This window comes from Streptomyces sp. NBC_00009, from assembly GCF_045040855.1.
Taxonomy (GTDB): Bacteria; Actinomycetota; Actinomycetes; order Streptomycetales; family Streptomycetaceae; genus Streptomyces; species Streptomyces aureus.
This window is the reverse complement of the sequence record NZ_CP108312.1, coordinates 436,733-450,256: the sequence shown is the minus strand read 5'-3', so window position 1 is coordinate 450,256 and position 13,524 is coordinate 436,733. Positions and strand designations below refer to the sequence as shown.

Genomic DNA, 13,524 nt, shown 5'->3' with positions numbered 1-13,524 from the left:
GGGCCGTCGAACGGTAGTAAGACCGTGTCCTACATTGTGAGGTTGAGGAGCCGTTTCTCGCAGCAGAGGCGGATGCGAGTCCGAGACCCAGGTAGTTGCCTGATTTCCGCGCAGTCGCGTTCTGGGCGGAGGCGTTGGACGTGGTCGCCACCGAGGAAGAGCGAGACGTGGCAGGCGCTCAATCACGCCGATAGCACCGGCAGGGCCCTCGGTCTGATGTACAGCACCTCGCAGGCGGAGCCACGTCCTCGTCTTCACCTGGACCTCTTCACCGCTACCACGGAGGAACAGGAGGCAGAGGTCCAGCGGCGCTTGTCTCACATGGTGCACGGGCCGTCGAATGGAATCTTTACCCGCCGGATCCTGACTTCGTTGTTCTCGCCGATCCGGACGGCAACCTCTTCTGTGTATTCGATCTATGAGGGCGTTTAACCCACATTTAGGCCGTTATTAGCGAGTTTGGGAGTCGACTTGTCTGTGGCTACTGAGGCTGGTCTGAACGGTGGTGTAGGAGTCGCGACTTCGGCGCCGTGTTGGCATGGCTGCTCCTGTTTCATCCCAAGGCGCCGGGCTATGTGCCGTGTGCTTCGGGCGTCGGTGTCTGCGCCCGGGCCTGCCGGGTGGTCAGTGGGTAGCTCGGATTCATGCCTGAACGTCGCCGCTATCCCAGTGACTTGTCCGATGCCCGGTGGGAGTTGGTCGAGCCGGTCTTGACAGCGTGGCGGTCCGAGCGCGGCGGCCGCGGCCTGGACATCGGCCGGCCGCCGGACCACGACCTGCGGAGCCTGCTGGACGCGGTCCTCTACGTGAACCGGACCGGGATTCCCTGGCGCTACCTGCCGCACGACTATCCGCACTGGAACACGGTCTATGCCTACTTCGCGCGCTGGCAGGAAGAGGGTGTCTTCGACCAGCTCAACAGTCTCCTCCGCCGGCAAGTCCGCAGGCAGGAAGGCCGGGAGGAGGAGCCGACCGCGTGTGTCATCGACTCCCAGAGCATCAAGACCTCCACTAACGTGCCTGCCTTTGAGCAGGGCATCGACGCCGGCAAGAAGATCGTCGGGCGCAAGCGCAGCATCGTCATCGACACCGTCGGGCTCCTCCTCGGAGTCCTCGTCACCGCGGCCAGCGTGCAGGACTCCATCGCCGGCCAGACGCTCATCGAACGGATCGCCACCGAGCATCCCGCCGTCCGCAAGACCTGGGTCGACGGCGGCTACCGCCAGCACCTCGTCGAACACGCCGCCACCCTGGGCATCGACATGCACATCGTCCGCCGCGACCACGCCACCAAGGGATTTGCCGTCCTGCCCCGCCGTTGGACCGTCGAGAGAACCTTGGGCTGGCTCATGAACCACCGACGCCTTGCCCGCGACTACGAAGCCCACCCACACCGCTCCGAAGCCATAATCCGCCTCGCGATGATCAACCTCATGACCCGCAGACTCACCGCCGAATCCACTCCCACATGGCGCGGAGCATGAACCACACTCAACCCAGCAAATCGGGATGAAACAATGGGACGAAACGCCCTCTCAGTGCGCGAGGAGCCCAGGTGCGGGCCCGGTGCGGCGTCATCGAGACAGCGGCCTCGTCCTCGAAGACGATCCATGCCCCGAGCGCCGCCGCGGTGGCTTTGCCGCGGGCCAGGTCTCCTTCACCCATCCGGCCACCGCCGCCCGGTCCTGCTCGGCCGCCCGCCGGGCCGGCTGCTGGCAGGAGCAGCCGTGCCGCCGCAGCAGTTCCCACACCCCACGCACCGACAACCACACGCCGAGTTCCTGCTCGATCAGGACCGCCACCCTGGCCAGGGTCCATCTCTCGTCCGGCCATCCGTGGGCCACGGTCCCCTTCAGTAACTCGGCTTCCAGAAGGGAGAATTGTTCCGCAGAGACCTTCAGCCGCTTGGCCGGACCGGAGGAACACAGGGCCACAGTGCCCTGTTCGCGCCAGGCCCGCTTCCAGCGTTCCACCGAACGGACGCTGACCCGGAGCTCTTTCGCGATCACCCTGTTCTTCTCACCCCTGTCGAACCCCTGAGCTGCGAGCATCCGGATCCGCTCTCGCGCAACCTGGTCCCTGGGACCGAGCCCACCACCTTGCGCGTATCGCATATCTACGGCATACCGCGGGGATCAACCCCCGTCACCACCCACGACAACCCAACGAAAAACTCAGTAAGTGCCTTCGCTGGCGAAGACGGCGTCGAAGGTGGCGGCGAACTTCGCGTCGCGACCCCGGATGAGATGGGTGAACTGCGCGGCACGGTCTCCGAGCTGCCACAGCAGATGACGGAACTGTTGAGTGGCCCAGTCCGCGGTCGGATGGGCGGTCACGCCGAGAATGTGGACGGTGCGGGTGCGGACCTCCATGACGAACAGGGCGTAGAGCCGCTGCGGGCCGATGATGTCGAGGTGGAAGAAGTCGGTGGCGAGCAGACCGCTGGCCTGTGTCTTGAGGAAGGCGGCCCATTCCCGGTGCGCCGTGCGCCGTGCGCCGTGCGCCGTGCGCCGTGCGCCGTGCGCCGTGCGCCGTGCGCCGTGCGCCGTCGTGGCGCGGCGCCGAGCCCGGCAGCGCGCAGGGTGCGGCGGACGGTGGCTGCGCTGACCTTGTGTCCGAGGCGCCGTAGCTCCCCGTGCACGCGGCGGGCGCCCCATCGGGGGTTCTCGGTGCCGAGCCGGATGGTCAGCTCACGGAGCTGATCGGATATGGGCGGACGGCCTGGGGAAGACGGCTGGGTCCACTTTCGTCTGATCAGACGCTGGTGCCAGGCGAGGAGCGTGCGTGGGGAGACGATCCGGTGGCCGCGGAGCGGCCGGGGCAGGAGCCGGGCGAGCGTGGCCAGCAGCGCCCGGTCTGGCCAGCTGGGCTTTGGAGTGGCGACCTGTCGGCGCAGCACCGTGACCTCGTGCCGCAGGACGAGCATCTCGGCGTTCTTGGTCGCGGTAGATCGGCAGAGCAGGGCCAGCCATGCGAAGACTCGGGTGGCGAGTAGGTAGATCATCCGTACGGGCACGAGTCTGATCATGCCCAGCCCGTGGCTTGGCGCATCGCTCAAGGTCAGCCGCGGTGACGTAGTTTTGGCGCCCTACGGGGAGTCGGCTTGTCGTCACCCCTGCTGATCACGAGAGGCCCGGGCGTGCCCCGAGGCTGTCAGCCGACGCGGGCCTGTCCGTACGGCACCAAGCGGACCGGGCCGGTCAGGCCGTACTGCTGGCGAGCGAGCCCGCCGTAGACATCGGGGTCGCTCACCCGCAGCCGGTTGGCGAGGGTGGATGCCACCTCCACCTCGATCGTGTTGTCACCTCGCTTCAGCCACGGGCCGACGTCCACCACTGGGTTGATCTGGTCGACGGGGTCGAGCTGTCTGCCGTTGACGGTCACGCGGCAGGTGCCGCTCGGCGTGCCCAGTTCCAGGTAGGCGCCGTATCCGCCGGTCCACGGCCGTTCCAGGGTGACGGTGGTGCGATAGCGGCCCACCCCAGAGACGTCCTCCAGGCCCTCCAGCTGCGACCAGGGCGCAAGAGTGTCGAGCTTCAGGTCGTGCCCCGTCACGGTGGTCGTGGTCGGAGCACCTCCCGGTCGCCAGTCCTCCACGTGCAACTGCCAGGCCGACAGCACCCTGGGATCCGGCACCTCACCGATCGTGGTGCTGACGGTCGTTGTGGAAGTGTCCTGGGACAGTACGGTGTCGAAGGTGCCGGCGGCTGAGTGGCGGACCGTCAGCTCACCGTGCACGAACTGCACGGATTCGGCCTGGCTGCTCACGGCGTGCGGCTGTTTGCCGCCGCGGTCGCCGAACAGGCCCGGCCGGCCGATGGCCACGAGTAGCGTCTCGGCTGGGTGGAGGGCCACGCGCAGCCGGATGGAGTCGCCGTCCTCCGCGTACCGGCCGATGCGCCGAGCCTCCCCGGTCCACAGGTCGAGCAGATAGGGGACGCCGTCGTGTCCGGTCCGGCGCAGAGTCACCTCGTGGTCGATGGGGGCGACCGGTGGCTTCACGTTCTCGGCGTGCTTGCCGTTGCACAGGTAGTAGTAGTCGATGCCGTCGGCGACCCGATGGGCATTGAGCAGAGTGGAAGCAGTCGCGTACCGGACGTCCGGCTGTACACCCAGGTCGGCCAAGGCCGCCGGGACGTCGGCCTTGGCCGACACCCTGTGCACCCGGGGCTGGGTGAGCAGCTCGCCGATGACCGTCCGCAGTCGCTCGTTCTCGCCGTCGGCGGGCAGGCCGGGCACCGTCGCGGTGTCCCAGGCGCCCAGCATGACGATGGGAAGGCCGGCTTTGGTGAAGTCCAGCAGCCGTTCAGCGTCCCGCACCCGGAGTGTGCAGGCGGAACCGGAGAAGAAGTCACCCTCGATGAACAGCGCCTTGTAGGCGGGGCCTTGGGGAGCGAGCCGGCCGCCCGAAACCTTCGCGCCCGGCAGTTCCAGCAGTGGGGCGCTGATGAACTGGTGGGTCCAGCCGAGCGGAACGCCGCTCGCGGTGAACCACGAGGCGCCGATCCCGGTCGCGGTGTACCCGGTCTGGCGAAACACCGCGACGTCGGCTCGGGCGGTGCCGGACTGCAGAACCTGGTGGATGCGGCTGAGGTAGCCGGAGATGTCCGGGACATGCTGCCAGGTCGGCTGCCGAGGTCCCCAGGATTCCCCGTAACCGACCTTGCCGTGGTAGGGGGTGAACGCCGCGTAGCCCGGCCACTTGACGCCGGGCGCCGTGGCGTACGAGAAACCGTGCACCACGGTCTGGTTGACCCCGGCCGCGTAGGCCCCGCCCATCGTGGTCAGGAACTTCTGCCATGTCGTGTTGTAGGCGCCTCCCGTGTAGGCGCCCGACTCGCAGGACAGGATGGTCCGGTCGGCCATGTCGCGTCCGCCCGCCAGACAACGGTAGTCGTCGAGGTTCTTGAATCCGAGTGATTCGCCTTCGGGTATGTCCAGGATCGAAGCGGTGGCGATCGCGTCGGTCTGCAGTCCGTACGGCTGCATCCGCAGCTTCAGGCCGAGGGAGTGCGCCCACTTCTTCAGCACCGCGACATGGTGGTCGTCGAAGAGCCTGGAGACGGTCTCCCAGAAGTCGTGCCGGACCTGGCGGGTGAGTGCGGCGTCGAAGGCGAAGACCTGGTTGCTCTTGCTGAGGATCACCGCGGGCAGATACGGCTCCAACGCGTAGCCGCAGTACTTCTCGAAGGCGGCGGGCAGGCCGGGGGTCCACTGGAGTGCGGCGGTCTCGATCTCGAGCGAGTCCTCGAAGAGGGCGCCTCCGGCCTTCTTGAGCAGCCTCCGTACCGGGGCGGTCAAGATGTGCGCTTCCCAGAAGTCGATCACTGCCTGGGCGCCGGCCTCGCTGAAGTGGTCCACGACGTACGCGGTGGGGGAGGTGTGGGGACCGGACTCCGGGGTCTGGCCGGAGCCGCGCAGCCAGTAGGCGATGAGGACCCATTCGCCGTCCGGCGGCGCGGTCCAGCTGATGGATCCGTCGGCGACCTGGCCGGTCAGATCGCGCACGGAGGAGAAGCTGAGTCCGGTCTCCTTGCGCGTGGAGTTGGCGGTGTCGACCCGCGCCGCCTGTACGAGGACCAGCTGCTGGCGTGTGACGCCCGACGCGGCGGCGACAAGGGGCGCCGGGACCGGTCCCGTGTAGGTCGCTCCGCCCGCCACCTGCACCGAACCATGGGCGAGTTCCTTGACGGCGGCCTCGCTGTCCGCAGTGATGGAGGGGACTGCCGTCGGCCAGCTCGGACCCGCTGTGAGGTCGATGGTGATCCCGCGTTTGGCGGCCTGGTCCAGGGCGGCCTCGACGCGGGCCGTCCACACCGGAGTGGCCCAGCCGTTCTCGGCCACGTTGAGCACCGTCTTGTCGTCCAGACTGTGGGTGACCGCGGCGATCTCCACGCCGCCGAACCCGGCGTCGGCGATCTGGTCCACCTCGCGTCTGATCTCGCGCGGGTCCACCAGACCGTCCGGCCACCACCAGCGGAACCTCGGCTGCACCGGCCGTCCGGGGTGCGCGAGCCAGCCTGGGCGGTCGACCTGGGACGCCGCGGACGCTGGGGAGGCCGCGGACCCGGGGGAGGCGGCCAGCGCGGTGCCGGCTGGGGTGCTCCAGGCCAGCGCGGTGCCCGCTCCCGCGACGGCCGCGGTCCGCAGCAGTCGTCGGCGGGTAAAGCCGTGGTCGTCCTGGGCGTCGGCGTCACTCATCGTGGTGTCTCTCCTTGCTGCACGTGCCACGCCGACGAACCAACCGGGCGCACGCATGAGCGAAGCCGCTACGGATGGACCGTCGACGCTTTCTGAGGAAGATTTGAATCGTTTTAACGCATCGGGACGTTAGGGCGCTACGGCTTGGGAAGCAAGGGGTCTGCACTCAGCCAGCGAAATTGAGCGGTTACTTGCAGGTAGTGAGCTCATGTCTCGGTAATCACGACAGCACTCCCCGTTGACGGTTTCGATGGAGGGTGCTGAGAATGACGCCGCGAGTGAAACATTTCATCTCCGTCCGTCAGGTCGCCGTCACGCGCGTCGCGTCGCGTGGGCGGTCACCTCCATGCCCGGACGGTGACCTGTACCTGTGTGCGGAAACGAGAGGCCAGATGACGCACGGTCATGTTCCCAGACGTCAATTTCTCAGGACGGTGGGCGCCACCGGACTCGGCGCATCGACGGCCGCCCTGGCCGCCGGCTCCGGCATTGCTCAGGCCGCCCCGCCGGGCTCGGCGTCCGGGGGGCGCCCCGCTCAAGGCCACGGGACGGCCCTGCCGTATCCAACGGTGCAACGACCGTTCGCGATGCCTGGCATCAAGGACCAGGACTGGACAGGCGCGCTCTTCGTCGGGGAGGGCGAGTCCAGATTCGCGCTCCGCATAGGCCTGCTCACCGAGACGGGCAAGGTCATCCGCGAGAAGATGACGAACAACCTCTGGCGGATGGGGCCGATGGCACCCGACGGCGCCTACAAAGAGGTCCAGGTCAGCACCGACGAACGCAAGGTCACACCGGCGCATCTTGAAGCCCTGCGCGAGGTGATCGCACACCCGGAGCAGTGGTCCGCCGCCGAAGTCTCCGACGCCACCGCGAAACTGCCGTCACTGCAGAAGCAGTACGACGACACGCAGAGCCAGAAGCACACCATCCGGGTCCGCTACGCCCGTGCCGACGACGGCAGTTCCGTGGTCGGATCCGTCACCGCACTCGACGACGACACGACGGTTTTCCTTGAGGTCGCGACGCCCTGGGGCGAGGACGCGGCCTTCGCGCTGGACGGCCAGAACGTGACCGGCAGCGCGCCGGGACTGCTGCAGACGTCCTGCACCGGCCACTTCCGGCTGGCGCCCGCCGAACCCGCCGACAGCAGCGGCTGCTACGCGTCGATCGCCGACATGATCGCCGACATGACCGGCGCCACCACCGGTGCCCCCGGCACCGCGGCAGCCGCCCTGCGGTACCGGCTGAGCAAGGGGCAGGCCCTCACCTTCGCCGCCACCGTCGGTGGACGGCCGCCGCGGCTCGACCCGCCGGAGCCACATGAGGTGGAGCGGGTACTCGCCACCGCCGAGGCATCGGTTCGCAGGGACAACCTCACCGGCTCGGGTCCGGCGGGCCGGGCGGCGGACGCCGTGCGCGACGCGCTGTCCCTCAACACCAACTACGACAAGAACCATCAACGCGCCTTCGTGATGTGGGGATGGGGCGGCGGGGGCGGCCTCTTCACGGGGTGGGACTCGGCCTTCGACGCCATCGACGCCGCACTCGTGAGCCGGCCACTGGCCACCCAGCACGAGACGGACATCTTCGACGCGGACGCACCGCCCAACCAGGTCCCGCTGAAGGGGCCGCGCTACGACCAGCAGAACTCCGGCCCGATGCACGCGTACGCCGCCTGGCGGCTGTACACCAAGTTCGGCGAGGTGGCGGTCCTGAAGAAGGCGTACCCCACGCTCGTCGCTTACTACGACCTTCTGCCGGAGTGGGACGCGGACGGCGACGGGCTGCTGGAAACTCCCTACTTCGGAGACCGGGTCGGCGGCCGGGGCAACCACCTCGGGCTGGACGACAGCCCCGTCTACGCCGACTACCAGCGCATCCCCAAAATGGGCGGCAGCGGGGACCGCCGCGACAACACCAACCTCACCGACGTGGCGCTCAACTCGTACTACGCACTGCTCGCCGAGACGCTGGCGAAGATGGCCGAAGTGCTGGGCAGAACAGCGGATGCGGCACGGTTCGCCGCGCAACACGAGACGATCCGGCGGCTGCTCAACGACAGGCTGTGGCACCCGCAGCGGCGCCTCTACCTGAGCCGCTACCTGGACGGAACCTGGAACGAGGTGGTCACGCCGACCGTCTTCTACCCGCTGTTCGCCGGCATCGCGACGCAGGACCGGGCGAAGATCCTGGTGCAGGAGCACCTGCTCGACCCGGAGGAGTTCTGGGGCGAGTACGCCGTCCCCAGCGTCGCGCGCAACGACCCGGCCTACTGCAGCGGCGGCCCGGTGCACCCACGCTCCGAACACTTCAAGTTCTTCGACCGATACGGCGAGGACACCGCCCCCGAGCAGTGGAAGGGCGCGGTGTGGCCCCCCATGAATGCCACCGTGTACGACGCTGTCAAGCGGTACGGCTTCGACGACGTCGCCGGCGAATTCGCCGCCCGGAGTACCGCGATGTACCTCGATGCCTGGGACAAGGACAACTGGTTCCCCGAGTCCTTCGACCCCGTTCCCGAACAGTCGATCATGGACTCCGCCGTCGACTCCGCCTGGCGGACCTACTCCTGGTCCAACGCCATGGCCGTGCAGAGCCTGCACGAACTGATCTCCGACAACCCCTGGGAAGGCGACCCGTCGGGCATCATGTTCGGCACCCTCTCGCTGCCCGGCACCAACAGCATCGCGAACGTGCGACTACGTGGGCACACGTATGCCGTCTCCGCCGGGCCGAACCGGACCACACTCGTCCGGGACGGCAGCGTCGTGTTCCGGGCCACCGGTGCGCGCATCGCGGTACGCAACTTCCTGCTCCGCGCGTCCGGGGCCTCCTTCGACGTCAACGCGGACGGCCGGGCTGACATCGAGGTGTCCCCGGAGCGCGGCCGGCCGAGCCGGACACAGGTGCGTGCGGGACGGACCCATGTCGAGCTGTGACACCCGTACCCCTCGGAACGAGAAGAGAGGTCCCATGTCCAGCACCAGAACACCGTCTTCCGGCCGATGGTGGCGGCCGGCCTGCCGTTCCCTATGGGCGGTGGGCGCCCTGCTCATCGCCTGCGTGGCGGCGCTCGTCACACCCACGGCCAGGGCCGGCACCGGCACGGTCCAGTCGATCAGCGTCGACAGCCGCGGCACAGGACGGGTCTTCGACGGAATCGGGGCTATCAGCGGGGGCGGCGGCACATCCCGGCTGCTCGTCGACTACCCGAAGCGGCAGCGCGACCAGATCCTCGACTACCTCTTCAAACCCGGATACGGTGCCTCGCTGCAGATTCTGAAGGTGGAGATCGGCTCCGACACCAACTCCAGCAACGGAGCCGAACCCAGCCACATGCGCACGCCGACCGACGTCAACTGCGGGCGCGGGTACGAGTGGTGGCTGATGGACCAGGCGAAGAAACGCAACCCGCAGATCCAGTTCTACGGACTCGAGTGGGGCGCGCCCGGGTGGTTCGACGGTGGATTCTGGTCGACGGACAACATCAACTACCTGATGCAGTGGCTGGGCTGCGCGAAGGAGCACCACCTGGACGTCAACTATCTCGGCGGCTGGAACGAGAAGGGCTGGGACGCAGCCTGGTACGGGAAGCTGAAGGCCGCGCTCGTGAAGAACGGCTACCCCGACGTCAAGGTGGTCGCCGCCGACAACGCGGGCTGGAAGGTGGCCACCGACATGAAGAACGACCCGGCCTTCGCCAAGGCCGTGGATGTCGTCGGCATCCACTACCCCTGCTCGGAGATCCACTGCTCGAGCTCATCGGACGCCCTCGGTCTGGACAAGCCGCTGTTCGCCAGCGAATCGGGCTGGAACAACTACCTCACCGGAGCGCCCCGGCTCGCCGCGGAGATGAACCACGAGTACGTCGATTCCCGCATCACGGGGTTCATCAACTGGCCCGCCGCGTACGCCTGGTACCCCACCGTCCAGATGCAGGGCAGCGGCCTGCTGCGCGCCAACGAACCATGGAGCGGCCACTACGAACTCGGCCCGACGCTGTGGACCATGGCCCAGACCGCGCAGTTCACGCGTCCCGGCTGGCGCTACGTCGACTCGGCCAGCGGCTACCTCGACGGCGGCGGCACCTACGTGACGCTGCAGTCGCCGGGCAAGCCGCCGGCCTACACGACGGTGTTCGAGACGACCGCTGCGACGGCCCCGCAGACCGTCGCGGTCACACCGGCCGGGCACCTTCCCCGCGGCGCGCTGCACCGATGGTCGACCACACTGCGATCCACCGACCCGGCGGACTGGTTCGTCCGCGGCGCCGACGTGTCCCCGGACGCCCGGGGCAGTAACACCGTCACCCTGCAGCCCGGCACTGTCACGACGCTCACCACGATGCCCGGCGGGAAGGGCCGGGCCGCGAAGACGGCGCCTGCGTCGAAGACGATGCCGCTGCCCTACCGCGACACCTTCGACGGATACCGCGACGGTGCCACACCCCGATACCTCTCCGACATGGAGGGCGCGTTCCAGGTGGCGCCCTGCTCCGCCGCACCGCAGGCCGCCCCCGGCAGCGGGGGCACCGGTGGTTGTCTGCAGCAGGCCATCACGACCCAGCCCATCAGGTGGTCGAAGGTCCCCAGCCCGCTCACCCTCGTCGGGGACAGCCAGTGGACCGACTACACCGTGTCCGCCAAGGTGATGATCCACCGGTCCGGCACGGCATCGCTGCTCGGCCGGGTGGTGAACCAGCTCAACTCGGTCGGGCCCGACCACTCCAACGTGTGGGAGGGCTACCACCTGAAGCTGTCGGACACCGGCTCCTGGGCTCTGGAGGCCGTCATGCCGGACAAGACCAAGCGGACCCTGGCCCAGGGCGGCCTGCCGACCGCCGGCGCGGACACCTGGCACCGGCTCGCACTCGACTTCTCCGGGGAGCGGATCACCGCGACTATCGACGGCACCCCGGTCGCCGAGGTCACCGACACCACGTACGACCACGGCCAGGCCGGTCTGGGGCTCGACTCCTACCAGTCCTCCCAGTTCGACGACGTGGCGGTCGCACCGGAGCCGAACCGATAGGCCGGAACCGCACGCCGGTCCGCATCCCGCGGTGAGACACCAAGGGGTAACGCCACACCTGGGCGGCACCCGCAGTCAGGTATGCGGAGGTGGGCGCTGCCTGGTGCCTGCCGACCGCTCATGGCGTCGGAGCGGCCCGCCTCGGGCCGCCGCGCCCGTTCCACCCACTCGTTCTCCGCGTTCATCCAGCTTTGCGAGGCATGTATGACCACTTGGAAGAGAAGACACCGGACCGCCCTCACCACCGCGACCTCGGCAGCGCTTGTGGCGATGGCCCTGCTCGCACCACAGGCGGCGGATGGGGCCACCGCCCCCGGCGCCGCTTTCTCCGGGGCCCTGCCTTCAGCCGCCGGGCATCCCTGGGATGCCTACAACTACTCACCGCAGTCCCGGACACTGAAGCCCGTGGCGATCCACAGCACCGTGGGTTCGGTGACGGACGCCTCCGGAGTGCTCTCGGGCAAGTCCACCCGACTGAGCGGCACCGGATCCGCCGTCACCTTCGACTTCGGCAAGGACGTCAGCGGTCTGGTCACGCTCCACTTCGCGGCTTCAGACGGCCCGCAACGCGTGGGTCTCGCGTTCAACGAGTCCTCGCAGTACGTGGGCACCACAAGCGACGCCTCCACCGGTGGTCCGCGAAGCCGGGACGGAGCGCTCTACGCCGACGTCGACGGGGCGACCACTTACACCATGCCGGCGAAGAACCTGCGCGGTGGGTTCCGGTACCTGACCGTCTTCATGGACTCCGCCGGCAGTGCCGATCTCGACGGCATCACCGCGCACTTCACGGCCGCACCGAAGATGCAGGTCCCGCGCGCCTACGCGAACTACTTCTACTCCAGCGACGACCTGCTCAACAGGATCTGGTACGCCGGGGCCTACACGATCCAGCTCAACACCATCGCCCCGAAGACCGGACGGGTCTGGGAGGCTCCCGCCCAGACATGGGACAACACCGGCGACGTGGGCGTGGGCGACACCATCCTGGTGGACGGCGCGAAGCGGGACCGCACGGTCTGGCCGGGTGACCTCGGGGTCGAGATCCCCTCCGCCTACGCGGCCTTCGACGACACCGAGTCGGCCCGCAACGCCCTCACGACGCTCTACCAGCACCAGAAGATCACGGGCGAACTGCCGTACTCCGGGCCCATGATGAACAAGTACGGGTCCGACACGTACCACATGTGGACCCTGGCGGCGTCCTGGGACTACTACCAGTACACCGGCGACCGGAAGTGGGTCGACGGCATCTGGGACCAGTACAAGCGGGGCGTCGACTACATCGGCGCGAAGACGGACGACCAGGGGTTGCTGTCGATCACCGAGACCGCCGACTCGGTGCGGAGCCTGCCGAAGGGCGAGAACCTGATCGCCAACGTCCTGATGTGGCGCGTGCTCACGACCGGCTCGCAGCTGGCGAAGGTCGAGGGCGACACCACGCTCGCCCAGTCCTTCGCGCACCGGGCGGCGGCGCTGCGCACCGCGATCGACAGCCGTCTGTGGGACGAGAAGAAGGGGGCGTACCGGTTCTACCCCGACTCGAACGTCTACGCCCAGGACGGCAACGCGCTCGCGGTGTGGTACGGCCTGGCCGACCGGAGCAAGGCACGCCGCATCAGCTCGTACCTCACGACCAACTGGAACGACCGCGGGTCGACCTCCCCGGAGAACAAGGGGAACCTGGGCGTCTTCGCCGGGTCCATGGAGGTCAACGCCCACTTTGCCGCGGGCGGAACGGCCGCCGACCAGGCGGGAGTCGATCTGATCCGGCGGCAGTGGGGCGCCATGCTCGGCGACCCGCTCGGCACCAGGAGCACGTTCTGGGAGTCGTCGCGTCCGGACGGCTGCATCTGCAGCACCTACGTCAGCCTCGCCCACGCCTGGGCGACCGGGCCGACCACCGCGCTCACGTTCTCCGTGCTGGGACTCCAGCCGACCAGCGCGGGCGGCCGCGCCTTCGACTTTGTCCCGCACACCGCCGACCTCACCTTCGCCCAGGGGCGGATCACCACCACGCTGGGCCCGGTCGACGCCTCGTGGCGCGTCAACCGGAAGGAGGGGAAGTACCACGCGGAGCTCACCGCCCCCAAGGACAGTGAGGGGCGAGTCGCGGTGCCCACCTTCGGAAAGCACATCTCGGTCTTCGTCGACGGCAAGTTGGCCTGGAACGGCAGGACGGCCAAGGCCTACGACGCGCACACCGACGGCGAGTACGTCTACCTGGAAGCGCTCTCCGGACACCACGTGATCGACAGCCACCAGCACGACAGCTGAGACGATCACGCC

The 13,524-nt window shown here is 68.4% G+C and carries 8 protein-coding genes and 1 pseudogene; 5 read left to right on the top strand and 4 right to left on the bottom strand.

Translation table 11 applies throughout. The features are described from left to right. The first annotated feature begins 95 nt into the window (after positions 1-95). Positions 96-422, top strand: a pseudogene (locus OHA58_RS02055) (VOC family protein). A gap of 222 nt (positions 423-644) precedes the next feature. Further along, positions 645-1,484: an IS5 family transposase gene (locus OHA58_RS02050; protein WP_405475704.1), complete on the top strand. Its 840-nt coding sequence runs from the start codon at positions 645-647 to the stop codon at positions 1,482-1,484. Between the two features lie 90 nt (positions 1,485-1,574). Here OHA58_RS02050 and OHA58_RS02045 read toward each other — a convergent pair whose 3' ends face one another. The 4 genes from OHA58_RS02045 to OHA58_RS02030 all read right to left on the bottom strand — a co-directional run bounded on the left by OHA58_RS02045 (position 1,575) and on the right by OHA58_RS02030 (position 6,201). Further along, on the bottom strand, positions 1,575-2,114 hold the full coding sequence (locus tag OHA58_RS02045) for a winged helix-turn-helix domain-containing protein (RefSeq protein ID WP_405475702.1): 540 nt from the start codon (positions 2,112-2,114) through the stop codon (positions 1,575-1,577). Between the two features lie 60 nt (positions 2,115-2,174). Continuing rightward, positions 2,175-2,336 carry a hypothetical protein gene (locus tag OHA58_RS02040; RefSeq protein WP_405475699.1) on the bottom strand — a complete coding sequence of 54 codons (162 nt, stop codon included), beginning with the start codon at positions 2,334-2,336 and terminating at the stop codon, positions 2,175-2,177. Beyond that, on the bottom strand, positions 2,333-2,926 hold the full coding sequence (locus OHA58_RS02035; protein WP_405484698.1) for an IS3 family transposase: 594 nt from the start codon (positions 2,924-2,926) through the stop codon (positions 2,333-2,335). Before OHA58_RS02035 ends, OHA58_RS02040 begins: the two co-directional genes overlap by 4 nt. 227 nt (positions 2,927-3,153) lie before the next feature. Next, entirely contained in the window at positions 3,154-6,201 is a 3,048-nt protein-coding gene (locus OHA58_RS02030) for a glycosyl hydrolase (protein WP_405475696.1), read from the bottom strand. Positions 6,202-6,788: 587 nt separating this feature from the next. On the opposite strand from OHA58_RS02030, the gene OHA58_RS02025 reads away from it, so the two are divergent. From OHA58_RS02025 to OHA58_RS02015, 3 genes are all read left to right on the top strand, one after another. Then, on the top strand, positions 6,789-9,143 hold the full coding sequence (locus tag OHA58_RS02025) for an MGH1-like glycoside hydrolase domain-containing protein (RefSeq protein ID WP_405475693.1): 2,355 nt from the start codon (positions 6,789-6,791) through the stop codon (positions 9,141-9,143). A 100-nt stretch (positions 9,144-9,243) separates the two neighbouring features. Then, entirely contained in the window at positions 9,244-11,235 is a 1,992-nt protein-coding gene (locus OHA58_RS02020; RefSeq protein WP_405475690.1) for a galactosylceramidase, read from the top strand. Between the two features lie 405 nt (positions 11,236-11,640). Then, positions 11,641-13,512, top strand: coding sequence for an alpha-L-rhamnosidase C-terminal domain-containing protein (locus tag OHA58_RS02015; RefSeq protein ID WP_405475687.1), 1,872 nt, complete (start codon positions 11,641-11,643; stop codon positions 13,510-13,512). Positions 13,513-13,524 lie beyond the last annotated feature (12 nt).